This window comes from Hymenobacter psoromatis, from assembly GCF_020012125.1.
GTDB lineage: Bacteria > Bacteroidota > Bacteroidia > Cytophagales > Hymenobacteraceae > Hymenobacter > Hymenobacter psoromatis.
Genome location: NZ_JAIFAG010000001.1, coordinates 1101258 through 1122865 on the forward strand (window position 1 = coordinate 1101258; position 21608 = coordinate 1122865).

At 58.0% G+C, this 21608-nt stretch carries 22 protein-coding genes and 2 pseudogenes; 8 read left to right on the top strand and 16 right to left on the bottom strand.

What is annotated here, in order from left to right; translation table 11 throughout:
• Positions 1-48 precede the first annotated feature (48 nt).
• Entirely contained in the window at positions 49-1020 is a 972-nt protein-coding gene (locus tag LC531_RS04700) for a deoxyhypusine synthase family protein (protein WP_223649162.1), read from the top strand.
• A 3-nt stretch (positions 1021-1023) separates the two neighbouring features.
• Positions 1024-2778: a hypothetical protein gene (locus tag LC531_RS04705; protein WP_223649163.1), complete on the top strand. Its 1755-nt coding sequence runs from the start codon at positions 1024-1026 to the stop codon at positions 2776-2778.
• 59 nt (positions 2779-2837) lie between these two features.
• On the opposite strand, the gene LC531_RS04710 is transcribed toward LC531_RS04705, so the two are convergent.
• Complete coding sequence (locus LC531_RS04710; protein WP_223649164.1) at positions 2838-3044, bottom strand: hypothetical protein; 207 nt, start codon at positions 3042-3044, stop codon at positions 2838-2840.
• 203 nt (positions 3045-3247) lie between these two features.
• Positions 3248-3811, bottom strand: coding sequence for a DUF1572 domain-containing protein (locus LC531_RS04715; protein WP_223649165.1), 564 nt, complete (start codon positions 3809-3811; stop codon positions 3248-3250).
• Between the two features lie 110 nt (positions 3812-3921).
• On the opposite strand from LC531_RS04715, the gene LC531_RS04720 reads away from it, so the two are divergent.
• Both LC531_RS04720 and LC531_RS04725 read left to right on the top strand, forming a co-directional pair.
• Positions 3922-4338 (top strand): helix-turn-helix domain-containing protein, encoded by a 417-nt coding sequence (locus LC531_RS04720; RefSeq protein WP_223649166.1) that lies wholly within the window; start codon positions 3922-3924, stop codon positions 4336-4338.
• A 76-nt stretch (positions 4339-4414) separates the two neighbouring features.
• On the top strand, positions 4415-5176 hold the full coding sequence (locus LC531_RS04725; protein ID WP_223649167.1) for an SDR family NAD(P)-dependent oxidoreductase: 762 nt from the start codon (positions 4415-4417) through the stop codon (positions 5174-5176).
• Between the two features lie 260 nt (positions 5177-5436).
• On the opposite strand, the gene LC531_RS04730 is transcribed toward LC531_RS04725, so the two are convergent.
• From LC531_RS04730 to LC531_RS04740, 3 genes are all read right to left on the bottom strand, one after another.
• Complete coding sequence (locus LC531_RS04730; protein ID WP_223649168.1) at positions 5437-5895, bottom strand: hypothetical protein; 459 nt, start codon at positions 5893-5895, stop codon at positions 5437-5439.
• Between the two features lie 66 nt (positions 5896-5961).
• Positions 5962-6207 carry a hypothetical protein gene (locus LC531_RS04735; RefSeq protein ID WP_223649169.1) on the bottom strand — a complete coding sequence of 82 codons (246 nt, stop codon included), beginning with the start codon at positions 6205-6207 and terminating at the stop codon, positions 5962-5964.
• 3 nt (positions 6208-6210) lie between these two features.
• Positions 6211-7134 (bottom strand): DUF58 domain-containing protein, encoded by a 924-nt coding sequence (locus LC531_RS04740; RefSeq protein WP_223649170.1) that lies wholly within the window; start codon positions 7132-7134, stop codon positions 6211-6213.
• Between the two features lie 265 nt (positions 7135-7399).
• Here LC531_RS04740 and LC531_RS04745 point away from each other — a divergent pair, with 265 nt between their 5' ends.
• Positions 7400-7813 (top strand): DUF3276 family protein, encoded by a 414-nt coding sequence (locus LC531_RS04745; protein ID WP_223649171.1) that lies wholly within the window; start codon positions 7400-7402, stop codon positions 7811-7813.
• A gap of 167 nt (positions 7814-7980) precedes the next feature.
• A complete protein-coding gene (gene ychF / locus LC531_RS04750; RefSeq protein WP_223649172.1) occupies positions 7981-9081 on the top strand; it encodes a redox-regulated ATPase YchF in 1101 nt (366 codons plus the stop codon).
• A 106-nt stretch (positions 9082-9187) separates the two neighbouring features.
• On the opposite strand, the gene LC531_RS04755 is transcribed toward ychF, so the two are convergent.
• On the bottom strand, positions 9188-9667 hold the full coding sequence (locus LC531_RS04755; protein ID WP_223649173.1) for a Uma2 family endonuclease: 480 nt from the start codon (positions 9665-9667) through the stop codon (positions 9188-9190).
• 92 nt (positions 9668-9759) lie between these two features.
• On the opposite strand from LC531_RS04755, the gene dnaN reads away from it, so the two are divergent.
• Both dnaN and gldC read left to right on the top strand, forming a co-directional pair.
• On the top strand, positions 9760-10884 hold the full coding sequence (gene dnaN, locus LC531_RS04760) for a DNA polymerase III subunit beta (RefSeq protein WP_223649174.1): 1125 nt from the start codon (positions 9760-9762) through the stop codon (positions 10882-10884).
• A 150-nt stretch (positions 10885-11034) separates the two neighbouring features.
• Entirely contained in the window at positions 11035-11373 is a 339-nt protein-coding gene (gene gldC, locus LC531_RS04765; RefSeq protein WP_223649175.1) for a gliding motility protein GldC, read from the top strand.
• 382 nt (positions 11374-11755) lie between these two features.
• Here gldC and LC531_RS04770 read toward each other — a convergent pair whose 3' ends face one another.
• From LC531_RS04770 to hemL, 10 genes and pseudogenes are all read right to left on the bottom strand, one after another.
• Positions 11756-12010 carry a hypothetical protein gene (locus LC531_RS04770; protein ID WP_223649176.1) on the bottom strand — a complete coding sequence of 85 codons (255 nt, stop codon included), beginning with the start codon at positions 12008-12010 and terminating at the stop codon, positions 11756-11758.
• 368 nt (positions 12011-12378) lie between these two features.
• Complete coding sequence (locus LC531_RS04775) at positions 12379-12909, bottom strand: transposase (protein WP_336245491.1); 531 nt, start codon at positions 12907-12909, stop codon at positions 12379-12381.
• A gap of 246 nt (positions 12910-13155) precedes the next feature.
• Positions 13156-14433: a dihydroorotase gene (locus LC531_RS04780; RefSeq protein WP_223649178.1), complete on the bottom strand. Its 1278-nt coding sequence runs from the start codon at positions 14431-14433 to the stop codon at positions 13156-13158.
• A gap of 97 nt (positions 14434-14530) precedes the next feature.
• On the bottom strand, positions 14531-15511 hold the full coding sequence (locus LC531_RS04785) for an aspartate carbamoyltransferase catalytic subunit (RefSeq protein ID WP_223649179.1): 981 nt from the start codon (positions 15509-15511) through the stop codon (positions 14531-14533).
• Between the two features lie 477 nt (positions 15512-15988).
• A pseudogene (locus LC531_RS04790) lies at positions 15989-16930 on the bottom strand (IS481 family transposase); the annotation flags it as partial.
• Positions 16931-17279: 349 nt separating this feature from the next.
• Positions 17280-17738 (bottom strand): annotated as a pseudogene (locus LC531_RS04795) (recombinase family protein).
• A 122-nt stretch (positions 17739-17860) separates the two neighbouring features.
• Positions 17861-18424 carry a hypothetical protein gene (locus LC531_RS04800; protein WP_223649180.1) on the bottom strand — a complete coding sequence of 188 codons (564 nt, stop codon included), beginning with the start codon at positions 18422-18424 and terminating at the stop codon, positions 17861-17863.
• Positions 18425-18575: 151 nt separating this feature from the next.
• Positions 18576-19115 (bottom strand): dCTP deaminase, encoded by a 540-nt coding sequence (gene dcd, locus LC531_RS04805; RefSeq protein WP_223649181.1) that lies wholly within the window; start codon positions 19113-19115, stop codon positions 18576-18578.
• A 42-nt stretch (positions 19116-19157) separates the two neighbouring features.
• Positions 19158-20063 (bottom strand): hypothetical protein, encoded by a 906-nt coding sequence (locus tag LC531_RS04810; RefSeq protein WP_223649182.1) that lies wholly within the window; start codon positions 20061-20063, stop codon positions 19158-19160.
• Between the two features lie 103 nt (positions 20064-20166).
• Positions 20167-21462, bottom strand: coding sequence for a glutamate-1-semialdehyde 2,1-aminomutase (gene hemL, locus LC531_RS04815; RefSeq protein WP_223649183.1), 1296 nt, complete (start codon positions 21460-21462; stop codon positions 20167-20169).
• Positions 21463-21608 lie beyond the last annotated feature (146 nt).

A 21608-nucleotide genomic window follows, 5' to 3' on the forward strand; every position in this document is an offset into this window, starting at 1 on the left:
TTATTTCACCTAAAAAGCTAACAGCTAGTAGCTAACAGCTTAATAAAGATGCAAATCACCAACTTCCTCAAGCACCACTACCGCCACTTCAACGCCGCCGCCCTCATCGACGCGGCCGAGGGCTACAACAAGCACCTCGCCGAAGGCGGCAAAATGATGATTACCCTGGCCGGCGCCATGAGCACCGCCGAAATGGGTATTCAATTAGCCGAGCTAATCCGGCAGGATAAGGTGCAGATTATCAGCTGTACTGGTGCCAACCTGGAGGAAGATATCTTCAACCTGGTGGCGCACGATTTCTACGAGCGCGTGCCCCACTACCGCGACCTCACGCCCGCCGACGAGCAGGCCCTGCTCGAGCGCCACATGAACCGCGTGACCGACACCTGCATCCCCGAAGAGGAGGCTATGCGCCGCCTGGAACACGTGGTATTGAAGTTTTGGGAAAAGGCCGACAAGGCCGGCGAAGCTTATTTCCCCCACGAATTCTTCTACCAGATTCTGCTGAGCGGCGAGCTGGAGCAATATTACCAGATTGACCCGAAAGACTCGTGGATGCTGGCGGCAGCTGAGAAAAACCTGCCCATCATCTGCCCCGGCTGGGAAGACTCGACGCTCGGTAACATCTACGCCGGCCACGTCATCACGGGCGATATCCAGAACGTGCACACCATGCGCACGGGCATCCAGTACATGATTTACCTGGCCGAGTGGTACACCAAGCAGGCCACCGATGAGAACAAAGTAGGCTTCTTCCAGATTGGCGGCGGTATTGCTGGCGACTTTCCTATCTGCGTGGTGCCCATGCTGCACCAGGACCTGGGCCGCACCAGCGTGCCGCTGTGGGGCTATTTCTGCCAGATTTCGGATTCGACGACTAGCTACGGCAGCTACTCGGGTGCCGTGCCCAACGAGAAAATTACCTGGGGCAAGCTGGGCCAGAACACGCCGAAATTCATCATCGAAAGCGACGCTACCATCGTGGCCCCGCTGATTTTTGCCATCGTGCTCGGGCAATAACCTATGCTGATTCCGCGCCCCGCGCCGGACCGCGCCGCCCCGGACCCCGGCCCTACCCCCCCTCACCGGGCCGGGTGGGGCCAGGTGGCCGGGGCGGCGTTGCTATTAGCAGGAATAGCGGCGCTGTTGGTCTACATTCTCACGCCCTACCCCGTCCTACGCGACGGGTACCTGCGCCACACGCCCTATTTGTATCGCGCCGCCGCTTGGCCCCGCGACTTTTTCACGCCCGCCGTAAAGGCCCGCGGCAATCTGCTGGCGGCGCTGGCGTTGGCGGCGCTGGTGGGGGTAGGGGCCTACGGCTGGTGGGTGCGCCCGCGCCAGCCGGCCGCCGCGCCGCCGTTGCGCCTATTGCGCCGGACCGATAAGCCCTGGCTGGCGGGGCTACTGCTGCTGGCGGCGGGCCTGTGGGCCTGGGGCGCTACCCAGGTGCCGCCTGCCTACGACGAGGTGTTTTCGGCGGTGTATTGCGCGGGCAACCAGTCGTTATTTGCCACCTGGAGCTACTACATGCTGCCCAATAACCACGTGCTGTTCAATCTGTTGAACGGCGGCTTGTTTGGCTGGCTGCACCGCCTGCCCTGGCTGGTGCCCACGGGCCGGTTGCTGTCGGGCCTGGCCTACGCGGGCACGCTGGTGGTAGTGTATCGGCTGGTGGCGGGCCTCACCGGGCGGCGGGGGGTAGGGGCGCTATTGGCGGTGCTGGCGGGGTTGCAGTTTTCGCTGTGGGGCTTCGGGTTTCAGGCCCGCGGCTATGCGCTGTACGCGCTATTGCACTGGGTGGCGGTGGGCACGCTACTGGCGCACTGGCGGCAGCCCAGGCAGCCGAAGTGGTTGCTGCTCAACATGCTGGCTGTGGCGGCGGGTTACGCGGTGGTACCCACTTTTCTGTTTTACCACGCGGCGCAGCTGCTGGCGGCCGCGGCGGTGCAGCAGCGGCAGCGCTGCTTCGACGGTCAGTTTTGGCGCTGCCAGGCGGGCGCGCTGGCCCTGGCAGGCGCGTTTTATTTGCCGATTATTGGCTTCTCGGGCCTGGCCTCGCTGGCGGCCAATCCCTACGTGCGGCCTTTCCAGGGCCGCCTGACCGAGTTCGTTATCAGAGCCTGGCCCGATGTGAGGGGCTACGCGCCGTACGCGTTTGGCGAAATCGGGCTGGGTCCCTGGCCAGCTTACATTCTGATTTTACTTCCCCTAACCCTGCTGGCGCACCGGCGCTACTGGCAGCTGGGGCTGTTGTATCTGACGTGGCTGCTGGCTGTGGCCGGTGGTACGTTGGGGCTGCGGCACGTTATTTTTCACCGCAACCTACTGGCATTTTTTAGCTTGGCGGTGGTGCTGGCTCCCCTCACGGTGGGCGTGTGGCTAAGCCGCTGGCGGCGCTGGGCCGGGCTGGCGGGCGCGTTAATTATAATTGGGGGGGTAGGGCTGGGCTTTGTGCGCCACAACCCGGTGCGCGAGCCGCTGGCGCTGTATTATTACGACCTGCCCGCTGGTTTTGACGCGGTCCAGCAGCGTCTGGCTAAGCTACCTAGTGGCGCGAAATCAATTGCTTTCTCCGAGGAAAGTTTCTACCCCTACTTTCTCTACCGCCGCGCCGGCCACCTGGCTCCGCACCCGGCGCAGCGCCCGGCGCAGCGCCCGGCCGCCGATTACTTTATCACGGCGCCCAACGATGCCCTGCCGCCCGCCCTGGCCGGCCGCTACCAGCCCGTCGATACCGTGGGCACCTACCGGCTGTGGCGGCGCCAGCTGAATTAAGTAAGTGATTAGAAAGGTATTAAGTAATGGGTCAGGCGTGGCGCTAAGCCCTGGCTGGCTTAGCCCGGCTGTTTGGTAGCGGCGCGGTCAGCGGGCAAAGGGTGGTGTTTGCCGTGCCGCAGCGGGCCTGCCGCTATCGGGTGAGCACTTGCTTCGGGCTTGGTGAGGCTACTGGTAGCTACCGCTGCCAGGTAGTCGTCCTTATCAAAATCTTCGTGGTAGTAGAGCGAGTCGCTCAGGGCGAGTTGGCCAAACAGATAGAGCATGGTGGAAAAGATAAGGTGGACGACAATAAGTATAAAGACGAGATACCGCGCGGCTTATTGCAGTTGCAAGCCAAAAAATATTCTTGACCAATACTTGGCTTTCCAGTCCCAATCTCCACTTTGCAGCTCCCAATGCGCCGCTAGCTGGGCTACTTAGCAGGGGTAGGGAAAGAGGTTGGATGGTAAGCGAACGGTCCCTAGCCCTATTTCTTAAATTTCTCCTCCGTAAAATGCTCCTGATGGGGCGGCTGCGCAAATTTCTCGGCATTGTAGGCTGCCGAATTGCCGCGCGGAATAGACAGCGACTGCCAAGCCTCGCCTTGCAGCAGTTTGCCCATGAGTACCAGCTGGCCCACGTGGTAGGGGTAGTGCGCCAGCTGCCGGTTGATGGCCTCCAGCACGGTGTGGCCCTGGTTACGGATATAAATGGTGCGGGCTAGGTCAGCCTCAGTCAGCCCATCGAGGGCAGTGAAGAGGCATTGCCAGCCGGCTTCCCAGTGGGCCAGCACGGCGGCGCGGGTAGTCAGGTCGTTATCAAATTCGGCTTCGCGCGCGCGCCAGGGCTTTTCGCCGTCGGTGGTCAGAAAATCCGTCCAGCGCGATAGCATATTGCCCCACAAGTGCTTCACGATGCTGGCCAGGCTGTTGCAGGCCGGGTTGGGCTGCCAAAAAAGCTGCTCATCGGAGACTTGCGCGAAGGTTTGGTCGCCCAGCAATTTATAGTAAGCAAACTGCTTGCGGGCGCTGGCGAGATAATCGGCGGGCATGGCGAGGGTGAAAATAGTAGTTTAGTAGGCCAAAAGTAGGTTTTCCTGCAATTCATCCGGCGAGACAAGGAGCAGCCAAGAAGATTTGCCGGGCAGCTTGTTATTCCCGCATGGCGACGACTCCCATCCCCAAAAAAATCATGGCCCGGCAGCACGAGATTTACGCCGATTACCTGCGCGAAATCGACCGGCACCTGGCCGACCTCGTGGCCGGGCGAGCTACAGAAATGTTCGAAATCCGCAACTTTGCCGGGATATTGTGCATTCACCCTACCCACCTCAGCAACACCATTAAGCTCGTGACGGGCCACGCGCCCTGCCACGATTTTCAGTTGCGCATCCTGGCCGTGGCGCAGCAGCTCCTGCGCGATACCGACCAGTCTATCGCCGCCGTGGCCGGTACCCTCACCTACGACCCGGCCAATTTTACCAAGTTTTTCAAGCGCTTCGGGGGCTGCACGCCCAAGCACTACCGCGAGCAGGTGCGCGCCGAGCAACGCGAAGTAGCGGAACTACTCACCATTTAATCTGGGCTACTCACCATAAATGGGAGGAAGGGGGGTAGGACCTTTGCGTGGTCAATTAACCAGCCAATTACCCTCTATGAGCACTTCCAAAATAGCCCTCGTCACGGGCGGCAGCCGTGGCCTTGGCAAAAGCATGGCCCTGAACCTGGCCAAAAAAGGCATTGATGTATTGCTGACCTACCACAGCCAGCAAGCGGAAGCTGAGGCCGTAGTAGCCGAAATCAAAGCCCAGGGCCGGCAGGCCGCCGCCTTGCCGCTCGACGCGGGCAACGTGGCTAGCTTCGATGCTTTTTTCGAACAGGTAAAAACGGCCCTCCACGATACTTTTCAGGCTGAGCAGTTTCAGTTTCTGATTAACAACGCGGGCACGTCATTACACGCCGACTTTGCCGACACCACCGAGGCGCAGTTTGATGAAGTAATGAACGTGCACCTCAAGGGCCCGTTTTTCCTCACCCAAAAAGCCCTGCCCCTGCTCGCCGACGGTGGCCGCATTATCAACATTTCGTCGGGCTTGGCACGTTTTAGCTTTCCTGGCTCCTCGGCCTACGCAGCCATGAAGGGCGCTATTGAAGTGCTGACCCGCTACCAGGCCAAAGAGCTGGGCGCGCGCGGCATCACGGCCAACGTAGTGGCACCCGGCGCTATCGCCACCGATTTCAGCGGCGGTATGGTGCGCGACAACCCCCAGGTAAACGCGATGGTAGCCAGCATGACGGCCCTGGGCCGGGTAGGCGAGCCCGAAGACATCGGCCCCATCGTGGCCTTCCTCTGCACCGACGACGCCCGCTGGATTGCGGCCCAGCGCATCGAAGCGTCGGGCGGAACGCTTGTGTAGACCGCAGAGTCAAGCGGATTTAGCGGAAGAAACGGATATGGCGCGGCGCGCCTGACTACGCTGCTCGCCATTTTTACTAGCTGTGTACATTTTTCAGCTCACTAACTATCTGCTATTAAATAGCTTCACTAAACTAAAAGGTGGTCCCATTGGACCACCTTTTAGTTTAGTGAAGCTATTGCGGATTTAACAAAAAATGAGAAGCAATGCGTAGTCAGGCGCGCCGCGCCGTATCCGTTTCTTCCGCTTGAATCTGCGGTCTAGAACCGAAATAGCGGCCGGTACGGATTCCAAATGCCCCACGGAATCATAAGCAGTACCAGCACCAGCCCGATGCCAAAGTAAATAAATGCTTTCTTGTGCTTAAGCGTGTCGCTGGCAGTATTCTTCACTATAATGCGACCCACCTGCACCAGAATGGCGGCCAACAACATCACGGCGATGTGCTCCATGCCGAAGAAGCGAGTGGTAGAGTTTTTCATAGCCCCGGCTACTTTCATAGCCTTGAGGCCGTAGGGGCTCAGGCCGAAGTAAAGGCCCAGACCCACAATAACTTGCAGCCACATAAAGCCCGAAAACGCGGCGCTGATGGCATTATCGCCCTTGGTAAACGGTCGGCGGCCCGACCAGCCCGTGTAAGCCCGGAAAACGGCGAGCAGGCCCGCGCCTACCACAAACCAGCGCAGCCACGAATGGAGAATAAGAAGTACCTGATACATGCATGAAAGCAAAAGCGCCGGGCAACCCGGCCAATGAAAACTGCCGCGAAGCTACTAGCCAAATACTCAGGAAAACTCGCCTGGCTCGGGCACTGGCGCGGGTGCCCCGCCGCGCGCTGCTTTGGCCCGTTGCTCGTCGCGCATGGCTACGGCCAGCGCAATGAAGATGGAAAAGAACGGTAGCACCAGCCCCAGCACAAACCACTTGAGGCGCGAATGGCCGTGCGAGTAGGCGATGTACATGGTGACGGAGGCCAGTAGCACATCGAGCAACACTAAAAAAATGGTACCTAAAAGAAAGGAGAAAAACATAGCTTACCGAGCTTTACCGCGCTTTACCAGGTAGGCGTGCAGCACTTTATCAAAGGGCTCGCGCACATCTACGGGCACGAAATCAATTTTGAGCTGCCCGCAACGCAGCGCCAGGTCGTCTTCAAACTGCCGCATGGCCGCCCGATACTGCGCCCGCACCTGCGAGGGCTGCAAGCGGATTTCCTGGCCCGTTTCCACATCCTCAAAAATGTAGAGCCGGTCCTGAAAGTCAAAGTTACTTTCCGTGGCCCGGTCTAACACATGAAACACTAATACTTCGTGGTGCTGGTGGCGCAAGTGCTGCAAGGCGGCCAACGCCGCCGCCTGCTCGGCCGCCCCACGGCCCAGCATATCGCTAAATAGGATAACGAGCGAGCGCTTAGGAATTTGCTGCGCAATAGTGTGCAGCACGCCCGCCACGTCGGTGTGGGCCGTGGCGCGGGGGGTAGGGGTGGGCCGCTCCAGCAGCTGCTGCAAGGCCAGCAGCAGCGTGTGGCGGTGCGAGGAAGTGGCGCGCACGGGCGTTTGCAGCTCCACCGTTTCGGCGAAGGTGACGAGGCCCACCGCGTCGCGCTGCCGTTGCAGCAGGGTAGTAAGCGCCGCCGCGGCCAACACGCTGAATTTCAGCTTATCGTGGCCAGGCGCGGGGTAGTACATACTCGGGCTCACGTCGAGCAGTAGGTGGGCGCGCAGGTTGGTTTCCTCCTCGTAGCGCTTCACAAACAGCTTATCGGTGCGGGCAAATACCTTCCAATCCACGTGCCGGGTACTGTCGCCGGGGTTGTAGAGGCGGTGCTCCGAAAACTCGACCGAAAAGCCGTGGTAAGGCGACTGGTGCAGGCCCGTAATAAAGCCATCGACCAGCTGCCGGGCTAGCAGCTCCAGGTTTTCAAACGAGCGAATGGCGGCCAGGTCAATAGCGGGCATAAGGGGGTAGGCGAAAAGGTATATTCTTAACAGTCAGTACGGTGTTTCAGGCTAGCGCAGCGTTTACTAAAGCCCGGTAGGATATTCCCCGTTAGGCAGCGGCTGAACTAATCTTACGTGCTGATAAACAAGGCGGCGACTGGTAGGGTTTCACCACGCCAAAAGCCGGATTTTTGGAAGTAGTTTCGGCTTTATCTTTGCCTTGGCCGACGTAAGTTTAGCTACTTGAAAATTAATATCTCACCTACTTCTACTCCCTTACTCTGTGGACGACCGTTACCCCCGCGACCAGGAAGAAATCTATTCGCACCGCATGAAGGCGGGCAAGCGCACCTATTTCTTCGATGTGAAAGCCACCCGTGGCCAGGATTACTACCTCACTATTACCGAAAGTAAGCGCCGCCCCGGTGCCGACCCCGATGGCCCGGCCAGCTATGAAAAGCACAAGATTTTCTTGTATAAGGAAGATTTCAATAAATTTATTGATGCCCTGAACGATGCCGTCGACTACGTGCGCGATGAGCTGCTAACCGAGGAGGAGGTAGCCGAGCTGGACCGCCCGCGCCCTACCCCCCCCGCCGACGGCGAGCAGCCCCGCGTCGGCAGCCAGCCCGATGACCAGGCCAATCGCCCGGACGGCCACGATGCGGCTCCCGACCTCGGCGAGAGCACGTATTAGCCAAAATAATTTTGAGGGGAAGTATCGGCTACTAACGCAAAGCGCCGCTGCTCCTGTGCGGAGCAGCGGCGCTTTGCGTTAGTAGCCCCGCCACCGCCGCCGTACCTTTGCCGGATGAATTGAGAATAACTCTTAACTCATACCTTTTAACTCATAACTTCTTATAAATGGGCCTCCGCTGCGGTATTGTCGGCCTGCCGAATGTCGGCAAATCCACGCTTTTCAACGCGTTATCTAACGCCAAGGCCGAATCGGCCAATTATCCTTTCTGTACCATCGAGCCCAATGTGGGCGTGATTACCGTGCCCGACGAGCGCCTCCAGATTCTGGAAGCCCTCGTGAATCCCAAGCGCGTGCTGCCCACCATTATCGAGTTCGTGGATATCGCGGGCCTCGTGAAAGGGGCCAGCAAGGGCGAGGGCTTAGGCAATAAATTCCTGGCCAACATCCGCGAAGTAGACGCTATTATCCACGTCGTGCGTTGCTTCGACGACCCCAATATCGTGCACGTAGCCGGGGGCGTGGACCCGGTTTTTGATAAGGACGTAATCGATACGGAGCTGCAAATCAAAGACCTGGAAAGTATCGATAAGAAGCTGGTGAAGTCGGAGCGTAGCGCCAAGGCCGGCGACGCCGTGGCCAAGAAGGAAGTAGCTGGCCTCCAGAAATTTAAGCAAGCCCTCGAAGCCGGCCAGAACGCCCGCGCCGTAGCTGCCACCGAAGACGACCTCGCCGCCGTGGCCGACCTGCAACTACTTACTATCAAGCCCGTTATCTATGTGGCCAACGTGGACGAGGCCAGCATTGCTACCGACGGCAATAAGCACGTAGCTGCCCTGCGCGAACACGTAAAAGCCGAAAGCGCGCAGGTCGTGTTGGTGTCGGCCGCCATCGAGTCGCAGATTGCCGAGATGGAGGATGCCGACGAAAAGGCTATGTACCTGAGCGAGTATGGCCTCACCGAGTCGGGCCTGAATAAGCTCATCCGCGCCAGCTACGAGCTGCTGAATCTCATCACCTACTTCACGGCCGGCGTGCAGGAAGTGCGCGCCTGGACTGTGCATCGCGGCGATAAAGCGCCCGCCGCGGCCGGCGTTATTCACTCCGATTTTGAGAAGGGCTTTATCCGCGCCGAGGTTATTAAGCTGCCGGATTACCAGGAGTATAAAACGGAGGTAAAAATTAAGGAAGCCGGTAAAATGGCCGTGGAAGGCAAAGATTACGTGGTGCAGGATGGTGACATTATGCACTTCCGGTTTAACGTTTAATACTACGGATTTTAGTAGATTTCACGGATTTTGTAGACGATTTTCTTTTTAGGAAAAAGCCTGACGTTTTTGCGTCAGGCTTTTTGATTTTAAATTCTGAGGAATTTTATTTGAAAAGCTTTTCGAGCGAGATTTTAACTTGTGTGGCGGGGTCATGTAGAGTACCGGTAGTGTGCACCCCAACCTCACCATCGGCCGAAAAAACATAGATTGACTTAACTGAGGGAATTATCAGCCATGCCGATTGCACGCCGGCTGGCAAGTAAAGCTTTCTAATTTTAGAAGCTAGTGCGTCGAATGCCTGCGTGGGGGAAAGTATTTCGATGGCCGTGAGGGGCGGATGAGGAAACCGAATAATGTCTTCAGCCCAGTCATAAGGCTGGCGGGTCATAATGGCTACGTCTGGCTTAAGCCGGCCGGTGATTAACTCAAATTCCAGCTCCGGCATGATGTCGAAGCTGTCCTCATAATCGGTCAGTAATACAGTAAGGCGGCCAATGAGGCGGGAATGATTGAAAGACGTAGCTTCTTCGAGCACGACCTCGGTTTCGATAATCTCGATGGCTTGCGTATCGGCTTTTTTCAAAGGTAGGGGTAGGGGACCTACATTTACTAGCTGATTCGGGGGTCGCCGAAGTATCTTTGCCCCTCGTCCAAAACCTATCCCTACCCCCGCTTATGAAGTTCATTGTTTCGTCCTCGGCCCTGCTCAAGCAGCTCCAGAGCATCAACGGCGTGGTCACGAACAACCCCGTGGTGCCCATCCTGGAGAACTTCCTCTTTGAGATTGAACCCGGTAAGCTTACCATCACGGCCTCCGACCTAGAGACGAGCATGATAACCGAGCTACCCATCGAAGCGCGCGAAGCGGGGCGCATTGCGGCCCCGGCGCGCATCCTGCTCGATACGCTCAAGAACCTGCCCGACCAGCCCGTGACGTTTACCCTGGACGAGGAGACGTACACCATTGAAATCAGCTCGGCCAACGGGCGCTACAAGCTGGCCGGCGAGAACGCCGCCGACTTCCCCCGCGTGCCGGTGGTGAAGGGCTCAGCTCCGGTCGAGATGCCGTCGTCGTCACTGGCGCGGGCCATTAATAAGACGATTTTTGCGGTGAGTACCGACGAGTTGCGCCCGGCCATGACCGGCATCTTGGTGCAGCTGGGCGAAGCCCAGGTCACCTTTGTGGCTACCGATGGCCACCGCCTGCTGCGCTACCGCCGCCAGGACGTGGGCGCGGGCCAGACGGCCAACCTCATCATTCCGCGCAAGGCGTTTAACCTGCTCAAAAGCTCCCTGCCCTCCGAGGCCACACCGGTGCGCATCGAGTTCAACCAGAGCAACGCCTTTTTCTCGTTCAATCAATTGCGCCTGGTCTGCCGCCTCATTGATGAGCGCTACCCCGACTACGAGAACGTAATTCCGGTTAGTAACCCCAATAAGCTGACTATCAACCGCCAGGAGCTACTGAATTCGGTGCGCCGCATCAGCATCTACTCCAACAAAACGACTCATCAGGTACGCCTGCGCCTCACCGGCTCCGAGCTAGTGATTTCGGCCGAGGACCTAGATTTCAGCAACGAGGCTAAGGAAACGCTGGCTTGCCAGTACGACGGCGAGGATATGGAAATCGGCTTCAACGCCCGCTTCCTGCAAGAAATGCTCTCCAATATTGACTCCGACGAAATTACGTTGGAACTGAGTACCCCCAATCGCGCCGGCTTGCTCATGCCCGCTCAAGCGGATGAGAACGAAAGCATCCTAATGCTGGTAATGCCGGTGATGCTTAATAATTACGTTTAAATTGCAGATTTACGCAGATTAGGCGGAATTCGTAGCTTCGAATGGCGTGTGCTAAGCCTCTTTTTTTAGGCTTTTAGGTTTGCGTTTATAAAATCTACTTATTGATGCCTAAAGCTGCACAATCCGCAAAATTTGCAAAATTTGCGATTTATGAAGAAGTCTGAAATCCGTTTTAGCATTGCCCTCGATGACCACAAGGTGCCCGAAGCCATCAGCTGGCAGGCTACCGATGCGGGGCCCGATATTCAGTTTGCCAAAGCTATAAACGTTGCCATTTGGGACCGGAATACCGATGCGACAATGAAAATTGACCTTTGGACCAAGGATATGCCCACCGATGCGATGAAGTATTTCGTAGTTGATAATATTGGCTCGATGGCCGAAACCATTGTTAATGCTACCGGCGATAAAAAAATGGCCGAAAAGATGCGCACCCTTTGCAAAGAATTAACTGATTATTTGGAAGAGCAGGGGGCTACCAATCAGTAAGCACCTTATGCTGACTAGTACTAAAAAAGGTCTTCCGCAGAGTACGGAAGACCTTTTTTTACGGAACTGCCCATTACGTACTACTGCCCAAATAATATCAGGCAGGCAGCTTTGTGATTTAGAACAAGCGCTGGCAGGTTTAATGTATTGCTTTATCAAATTGGCAATCGGAGATATTTCGTGCTGTAAGTTAGACCGATTTGGAGAAGGCATTCAATTTTATAAGGCTCGATAACCTATAAGGCTACTAAGAACGAGCCATTTCAAGCAGCATGATGGTAGTTTGAAATGCGGGAGTGGTGAGCGTAGCCAGCCAATAATAAGAAAACCCCGACACTTTGCAGCATCGAGGCTCAGGCACTTTGTGGCTCGGTGGGGCTGGCTAGGCGGCCTTTATCCGGCCGGGGCGCTGCTTTGGGGTGCCGTCTTTTTTGCGGCCGTAGGGAGCATCCGCGTCAACCTCACCGGTGTCCTGGGTCCGGCGGCTTTTGGAAGTATAACTGTCAGTGAACAGCTTTTCCATTTCATCGAAGGCCGCGCGGGCTTTTTTGAATTGCTTTTGCAGGTCGGCAAGCAGGACGGTATCCTGTTCAGCTTTGTGCAGCATACTTTGCAGTTGGGTTATGTCGATGGCCATCTTCGGAAGTAAAGAGTTAGGGCTGGTGAAGAATTATGATTCAAAGCTACAACTAATTCTTGAATGATTGAAAACTTCCTGCTGCGTTTTACTAAAATGGCTGTTTAATAATTAACAAAAATAACTGATTGCTGCCAAGTATATTGAATAGTGAGTAATTGAAAGCGGTAAGAGGAATTTGTAGTAGCAAGCAAGTTTGCTAAATCAACTTGCTTGCTATGCTGAAATCAATTAGTAAAAACCGTCTTTAACGCTGCGCCAAAGACGGTTTTCACTAGGTTGTACGGACAATTAGCGGAGCCAAGGCCGGGCGGAAACAAAATGAAGCATTCCCAAGTAGCTGCTAGCCGTTTTTTTGTAGCGGGTGGCTAGGCGGCGAAACTGCTTGAGGTAGCGGAAGAAGCGTTCGACTTTATGGCGTCGCGGTACATGTTACGGTCGATGAGCCGGACCATTTGGCTGTTCTTTTCGCTGGGAATGACGAGCTGCGCGCTCAGCGCCTCGACGGCGGCCACCACGGCATCAGTGTCGCAGCCTTTATCGGCCAGCACGTTGCCTACGCCCTGGGCAGTTAGTAACAAGTCGGCTGCGCGTTGGCAGTCCGCTTGCTGGCCGGGGCCGGGTAGCAGGCGCAACGGGTTGCCCAGCGCGTCGACTAAGGCGTGGATTTTCGTTGTTGGCCCGCCGCGGGCTTCGTCGCCAACACGGCTTTTTTTCGGCTGCCCGCGGCCTGGGCGTGGGCCCGCACGATAGTCGAGTCGAGCAGGACTCAATTTAAGTCCGGCTCCTGCGCGGCTTCGAACAAGCGCTGCCAGATGCCTTTTTGCGCCCAGCGCCGGCTGCGCTTGCGCACGGAGTCGTGCTTGCAAAAGCGAGCAGGCAGCGCCCGCTAGGCGCAACTGTGGCGCGCCACTCAGAATACAGCATTGAGAAAGAGTTGGTTATCGGCCCCAATACATCCCACGTCGCCCGCCTTGCCAGACAAATGCGGCGATAGTGCCGTCCACGCACGGTCACTAAGCTCATCAATACTGTTCACGAATACAAAAGTAATTGTCCGTACAACCTAGTATTTATGGTGGGTCTTGTAGAGGGGTCTGCTGCAAAAGCGGCACTCAAAATTTAGGTCCCAGCGTACCGAACGGTTAGCGCTCCAGCAGAATTTCCGTACCTAAAATCACCAAGTCGACCCGGCCTTTTAACGTCTGGTCGAGGAAGGGCGTGTTCTGAGATTTAGATTTCATGAATTCCCGCGTAAAAGTTGTTTCCACTTCGGTATCGAATAAGAGGCACTCGGCTTGTTGGCCCACTTCGATGGCGGCTACCGGCAGGCCCATCAGGCGGCGTGGCTCCGCCGAATAGCGCTTCACCACCACATCCCACCCGAACTTTTTGGGCTCGACGAAATAGTGATAGAGCGACACCAAGGCCGTATCCAGGCCGGTGATGCCATTGGGCGCGCTCATGAAATCCTGCGCTTTCTCGAACGGTGTGTGCGGCGCATGGTCAGTGGCAATGAGGTCGAAGACGCCTTCGATGAGCCCTTCGAGCAGGGCATCACAATCGGCCTGCGTGCGCAGGGGCGGGTTCATTTTATAGTTCGTGTCGTAGTCGCCGATGTGCTCGTCGGTGAACAGCAGGTGGTGCGGGGCCACTTCGGCCGTAACCTGCACATCGCCGCGCGATTTCCACCAGCGGATGGTTTCCATGCCGAGCTTACTCGACACGTGTTGGATGTGCACGTGCGCGCCCGCCGCGTGGGCTAAGCGGATGTCGCGGTCGATGATGATTTCCTCCGCGCACGTCGGCGAGCCCTTGATGCCGAGCCGATAACTCATCACCCCCTCGTTGAGGGCGCGCGGCCCGGCTAGCTCCGGCACTTCGCAGTGGCTGGCGAAAAACATCCCAAACTCGGTAGCGTACTGCATCGCCCGCAGCAGCACCGCCGGGTCGTTGGTGGTATCCCCATCGTCAGTGAGCATCTTCACGCCGAGTTCGCGCATGCCCTCGATTTCCGCCAGTTCCTTACCCTCGCGGTTCTTGGTGACGCAGCCGGAGGTGTACACCGGAATGCGCGACCGAAGCTTAGCATTTTCCAGCACGGTGGCTATCGCGGTCGCCGAGTCGAGGGCTGGGCGGGTGTTGGGCATCATCACCACGCCGGTAACGCCGCCGTTGATGGCCGCTTCGCTGCCCGTGGTGATGGTTTCCTTGTTCTCAAAGCCGGGGGCGCGGAAATGGACGTGAGCATCAAACATGGCCGGCATCAGAATCCGACCACGCGCGTCGATGACGCGGGCACCCTTGGGAGTGGCTAGGTTGTGGCCGATGGCCTGAATTTTTCCTTCGACAATCAGGACATCGCCTTCGATAAGTAAGGGTGAATTTTCGGAGGCGATGCGGGCGTTTTGAAGAAGAAGCATGGAGGGAGGAGGGCTATAAACCGGCAAGAGGGGGTAGGGATATGCTGACTGTTGAAGAGGAAAATACACGGACGGAACCAGCCGCCGCGGCCAGCGTTCAGGGCCTACCCACCGTTGCGCTGGCGCGCTGCGGTGCGACATACGATTCCTGCCGCGGGAATTCCCCGCCTGGCGTGAGCCAGTCGAGCACGGCCATGCGAATGGAGATGCCGTTCTCGACCTGGTTGGTAATCAGGCTGCGCTCGTAGTCCATAACGGCATCGCACAGCTCGACCCCCCGATTCACGGGGCCGGGGTGCATGATGTAGAGGCCGCGGTCGCGGATTTCCGCCAGCCGGGTAGTGGTGATGCCGTAGACCCGGTGGTATTCGCGCACGCTGGGGAAAAACTGCACGTCCTGGCGCTCCAGCTGCACGCGGAGCAGGTACACCACATCGGGTGCCCAGGCCATGGCCGCCTCGTAGTCGGTGAAGCGGCGGATGCTTGCCGGGACATATTTGGGCACCAACGACCCCGGGCCAAGGTAAGCGACCTCGACGCCCAGCTTTTGCAGTAGGGTGCTGGTGGAGCGCGCGACGCGGGAGTGGAGAATATCGCCGATAATGAGGACTTTTTTGCCCCTGGGGTCGGGAAATTTTTCCTTAATGGTGAAGGCGTCCAGCAGGGCCTGGGTCGGGTGCTCGTGCGCTCCGTCGCCGGCATTGATGACCGAGGCCGTGGTTTGGCGGGCAATCATGCCGGGCAGGCCGGGGTGAGCGTGGCGGACGACGATGTAGTCGGTGCGCATAGCTTGGAGCGTCTCAATCGTCTCGCGCACCGACTCGCCCTTGGTGATGGAGGAGTGGGCGACGTCGAAATTCGTGACCTCCGCCGAGAGGCGTTTGGCCGCGACTTCGAAGGAGGAGTGCGTCCGGGTACTAGCCTCGTAGAACAGCATGAGCACGGACTTGCCCTCGAGGGCGGGAATTTTTTTCACCGAATGGGTGAACAATTTTTTAAAAGACGTGGATTGGTCGAGTAGGAACTCGATTTCCTCACGGCGAAGGGATGCGATGTCGAGCAGGTCTTTACGTGCCATACCGAAGTGGAGGAAAGGGGAGATTATCTGACTAAAAAGGACAATGTAACGTCTTATCTACCGCTACTCATGAGAGAGAAATGGGCTACCGGGGTGAGCCGCGGCGATGGTGGCAGCAGCCACGGTCGGGGGAGGGGCTGTTGGCGTCCATGGGAGGTAGGGGTATGAGTTTAGCGTTTGAGTTATGAAATACGAATTGGCTGCGGGGCGGCATCCTATGAACTCAACGGACATAAAAAAACCGTTTCGGAATCCGAAACGGTGGCGGGGCAACATGTAGAAAAAACAACGGAAATACCAAAGACGAAATCGGGAAAACCGATGGTGGCGAAGCCCTTCCGACCTACTCGCGGTTCTTTGACCAGCAGGGTTCCACGCTGCATTAACAAGATTTTTGGTGGAAGCATGAGGCAAAGTTACTGCATTGTTACGTATCCTTTAGTAGGGTAGGCTACGTGGCTCACAAAGTGGGGTGACCTAGGTGTATAGTCTCAGGGTGAGGTGGGTCGGGTCCCGAGTAAAGATAGTTGGGTTCTTTTGCCACTGGGCACAGACAAATTCGTGCGGCGTAAGCCCACGTAGGGTCTTGAGGCGCTTGGCGTGGTTACAGGCCAGCAAAAAGGCTTGTAGATGCTGATTAAGCTCCTCCGTGGTCTGGTAGTGGTAGCGCTGCACCGTCGGCTCCTTAATCGTGCGATTCATGCGCTCGACTTGGCCATTAGTCCAGGGATGAGCGGGCTTAGTGAGCCGATGCTCTACGCCGTATTCGCGGCAGATACGGTCAAAGCTGTGCCCGCCGGGCAGAAACTGATGCGCTTGCGGCGTAAATAGCACGCCATTGTCCGTCAGTACAGTATGCACTTTGTGCGGCAGCTTGTCGAGCACCCGGCGCAGAAATTCGGCTGCCACAACGCGTTTGGCGCGGGGATGCAACTCGGCAAAGGCCACCTTACTGGTGCGGTCAATAGCCACAAAGAGCTATTGGCGGCCTTCTTCGGTCTGCACTTCGGCAAAGTCAACGTGCAGGTAGCCGATAGGGCAGTCCTTAAATTTCTTTTTCGGCGGGCTTTGCCCGTCCTCGCTTAGGGGCAGGCGGCTGATGCCGTGGCGTTGAAAACAGCGATGCAGCGCCGAGCGGGACAAGCGCGGAATCGTCGCTTGCAGCGCGTAAAGGCAATCGTCCAGCGGTAGAAGCGTGTGCCGACGAAAGGCCACGGCGATGCCCTCTTGTTCAGCGCTCAGCACCGTCGAAGCAGGTTCGGGCCCCATCCGGGCGTCTTGGACGGTAGGGCGCTTGCGCCACTTGGCTACCGTTTTCGGGTTGATGCTATAACGGGTGGCTAAGCCTTGTAGGCTTTCCTGGCTGTGTTGGCTAGCGCACCGTACTGCCTGCGTTGTGCGGGCGCTGCCGTGGAGTACTTATCCCATAGGTCTGTGCGAAATTCTAGCCCGGAAAATACACCAGCACTCCCTGGGACTATACATTTGGAGTTCAGACACTTTACCGGCAAAATTCATCGAATTATACGCCCCCGGCGGATTTGAGGAATTTTTAAAGGGACTAGATAAATTGCTGGCCTCAAATCCTCATCCACCATATGCTGCGATGAATGAAATAGTTAGTCGGCACGATATCATCGTCAGGCTCGACCTTTTACCGGAAATTTTACAAAAATATAAAGTGCATCCATAATGAAGTATAGGGGTCCTCTCAGGAAACGGAAAAAATAGCGCGTTAAAGAATTTAACCGAGCGTTTGGTGCAAAACTTACTCGGTCGGCTTACCTCCTGCGGCTTTCCGGTGACTATAAATGACCACACCTCGGTGGCGCAGATATTTATAGAGCGTGACCTTGGAAATGCGCAGGCAGTTCGCAATCTCATTGACACCGAGTCGCTGTTCGCGATAGAGGGTCTCGGCCACGATGGCTGTGCGCTCCGCTTCTTCGAAGGGGCCTCGCTGGCGGCCGCCAGCGAGGCCCCGGGCCCTGGCCGAAGCCAGTTCCGCGTGGATGCGCTCGCGAATCAGTTTCCGTTCAAATTCGGCCAGGGAGGCAAACAGGTTAAACACGAGCTGACCCTAAGCGGAGGTCGCATTGATGGCATCGGTAGGCGAGACTAGGCCCACGCCCCAAATCTCCAGTTCCGCCACTATGTCGAGCAAATGTCCCAGCCGGTCGAGCTTATGAATGTAGACCGTGTCGCCGGTACGCAACCCGGCCAGCATGCGGTCCAACTTAGGAGGCGCTTTCGTAGCTCCAGAGGCTTTCTCTTAGATAGATGGTTTCACACCCAGCCTTGTTTAGGTCATCTAGTTGTAATGAGCTAGTCTAGCTGTATAGCCAGATACTACCGCTGGGCGCGGGCCGCCGGCGCGCCGGGCTGACCCTTGCCGGAACTGGGCTTTGCTGGCTGGGCAGGGCCAATCACGGCATCGTTGGCGCGGGCGGGGGTAGGGTTCTGTACCGAATTGACCAGAATGGCCGACGCGGCGTTGAGAGCGTAGTTGCGGTCGGCTTGGGCGTAGCGCTTGCGCGCGTCGAAATAGTCGGTGTACTGGTCGGTTGTGAGCACGGCTTGCAACTCCTGGTCGCGCTCGCGGGTGATGGCGCTGGTGTGCTGGTCGAGCTGGGTAGGGTCCTTGGCGTACTGATGCTCAGCGGCTTCCAGCTTCGAGATTTTGTCCTGGTTAATGGCGCGCAGGCGGGCCGACTGGTAGCCATTCAGGCGCAGGTCGCGGGCCATCTGGTCGCTTAGGTGCTCGGCTCGCTCGCTCACGGCAGGGTTGAGGCGCGGGCTGGGCTGGGTTTTATCCTGGGGCATGGGCGCGGGCTGCGGAGGGCCCGGAGCCAGTTGCTGGGCGCGGGCGCTCAAGGTAATAATCAGTCCCAGGCAGGCAAAAGCAGTCTTCATGCGTAGAGAAAAAGAGTCAAAAAAAGGACAGCCCCGCGCCGGGGTTGTCCTTTTTTAACGCAAACTTTATTCCCGAGGTTGGGTAGCCAAGGTAAGCGCCCGCCCGCCGGGCGCGCCGCTGGCGGCCCACCGAATGGGCACCCTACCCCCCTTAAAACTGGTTTTTCCACATCATACTCTCTACCGGGCGCTCGCTGCGCTCGTTGTATTTAGCCGACTGCTTGTGGTTGTACAGCGTTTGCACATCTCCTTGAATACTAAAATAGATAAGCTGCCCAATGGGCATACCCGGATACACGCGCACGGGCATCGAAACACTAATTTCCAGGGTCCAGTAGTTGCAAAACCCCACGTCGCCCTTGCCAGCGGTAGCATGAATGTCGATGCCCAGCCGGCCTACGCTGCTCTTACCCTCCAAAAACGGCACGTGGGCGTGCGTTTCGGTGTATTCCTGCGTCACGCCCAGGTATAGGATGCCGGGTTGCAGCACGTAGCCTTCTTCGGCCGATAGCTCAAAGGTTGTGATGCGGTTGTGGGCGCGGGCATCGAGCACCGCGTCGTCGTAGGTAGCCAGGTAACGGCCCAGGTGTACGTCGTAGGAGTTGGTCCCCAGGCAGGCCGGGTCGTAGGGTTGCACTACAATGGTACCGCGCGCCATCTCGGCGCGGATTTGCTGGTCGGTTAGAATCATTAAGTTAGTAGTGATTGTCGATTGGTGTTTGCTAATAACCAATCAACTGATTTCCTCCTCGTCGTACTGGTCGGCGGGCAGTTCGCCGGTAGCATGGGGCCGGAAGCGGCTGAAGAAGCTGGGGACGGGCTCGGCGGGGGGGGTAGGGGTGCCGTCAGGCGGGTAGGGCGCGTCGGCTTCGGGAGCGGCTGAATAGTAAGCCTGCTCGGTTTCGAGGGTGCGCACTTGGCGGCGCAGGCGGCGCATTTCGGGTAGTAGGCTGAACACCACGAGCAGCAGCAGTCCAAACGAGCCCAGGCTCAGCAGCAGCGTGAGGTAGCCCACCCAGCCGGGGCCGGGGGAAGGGCCATCGGCGGGAGCGCTGGCGGGGCGAATGCCAGGCTCGGCAGCCGGGGCAGCGGCGGGCTCGTCGCCGGGCGCAGGGCCGTTGGTGGTGAGCGGGGCGGGCGTGGCCAGCGGCTCTTCGGGCTGGGGGGGAGTAGGCTGGGCGGCGGGGTTGGCGCTGGCATTGAACTGCGCGGTGGCCTGCTTGATGGCGCGCTGCTCGTTGCGGACGAGGGCCGCCTTCTCATCGCGCGGCAGGCCCCGGATGAAAAACTCGAAATTGCGGTCGCGCAGCACGCCGCTGAGTTGCTTTTCAAACTCGGCCAGCGTGAGCGGGCCCGTGCCAAAGCGCGTTTTGTAGTGCTCAGCCCCGTCGTTGTAGTTTAGAAACAGCTTTTGCAGCTCGGCGTTACCCTCGAAATTGGTGAACTGCCGGCGGGCGGCGGCGGTGCGCAGGGTAGCCGGAAATTTCTGCCGCGTGAAGTGCTTGTCGTACACCGTCTCGAAGGTGCGAAAATTTAACTCGTCGATGGTGCGGTCAAACAGTTGCTTGTTGGCCGCGGCCGGTGTTTGGGCCAGAGCGGCGAAGGGCAGAAACAGGAGCAGCGTGAGTAGGAAACGCATAGGCAGGGCAGCGCGAAGTTTGGCAAAGGTAACCCAACGGGCTACTTTCAGTAAACCATTGTTAATCAAGAAAAAAGCTAAGAGCCACTTATAGGCCCCGCTATCAGCTACTAGCTGGATGCGCCTCTACCAACGATTCGCGGCAGGCGCGAAGGTATTTTTCCACTAGCTCGTCAGTGATGGCCGTGGACACGAACAGGGCCTCGAACTGCGACGGAGCCAGGTAGATGCCGCGCCGCAGCATGGCGTGGAAGTAGCGCCCAAACGCTGGCAGGTCGGCCTTCTTGGCGTCTTCCAGGTTAGTGACTGGCTCCGGGGTGAAGAAGAGGCTGAACATGGAGCCGACCTGATTGACGGTATAATTTAAGCCCAACTCCTGGGCAATCTGGCGGGTGCCATCGGCCAGGCGGGTGCTGGTGGCTTCGAGCTGCGCGTATACCTCGGGGTGCTCGTGCAGGTAGCGCAGCTGGGCCAGGCCGGCGGCCGTGGCCAGCGGGTTGCCCGAAAGCGTGCCGGCCTGGTACACCTTGCCGGCGGGTGCCACCTGGTTCATAATGTCGGCGCGGCCGCCGTAAGCCCCCACGGGCAGGCCTCCGCCGATGATTTTGCCGAGCGTCGTAAGGTCGGGCACCACGCCGAAACGCTCCTGCGCGCCGCCGGGAGCCAGGCGAAAGCCCGTCATCACCTCATCAAACAGCAGCACGATGCCGTGCTGAGTGCACAGCCCGCGCAGCCCGGCCAAAAAGCCGGGGGCCGGGGCCACGAGGCCCATATTGCCCACCACCGGCTCAATAATGATGGTGGCAATCTGGCCCGGATTGGCCGCGATGGCGGCTTCCACGGCGGCCAGGTCGTTGTAGGGCACCGTGAGTGTATCCTGGGCCACGCCCTGCGGCACGCCCGGCGAATCGGGTGCGCCCAGCGTGAGCGCCCCCGAGCCGGCGGCAATCAGAAACGAGTCGCCGTGGCCGTGGTAGCAGCCCTCAAATTTGAGAATCTTGTCGCGGCCGGTGTAGCCCCGCGCCACCCGCACGGCCGACATCGTGGCCTCGGTGCCGGAGTTGACGAGGCGGACTTTCTCTACGCTCGGCACCATCTCGATGAGTAATTCGGCCAGCTCCACCTCGCGCCGGGTGGGCGCACCAAACGACAGCGAGTCGGGCAGGGCCGCGCGCACGGCGTCGAGCACCACGGCGGGCGCGTGCCCCAGTATCATCGGCCCCCAGGAGTTGATGAAGTCAACGTACTGGTTGCCATCTACATCAGTGAGCCACGCGCCCTGCGCTGACTGCATAAATATGGGCGCGCCGCCCACTGCCCGGAAGGCCCGCACCGGCGAATTAACCCCGCCCGGAATTAACTCCTGGGCGCGAGCAAATAGATTTTCAGAAGTAGTCAACTTATTAGGTATTAACGGTTCGTATTTAGCAATTAATTTTGGTTCTCGTGTGTCATATTTCAACAAACAAATGCCAAGTGAGCATGGTGGTATTTTGCGCCGATTTTGCTTTAGTAAGGTCTAGCAAATGGCGGCATTACACTCCC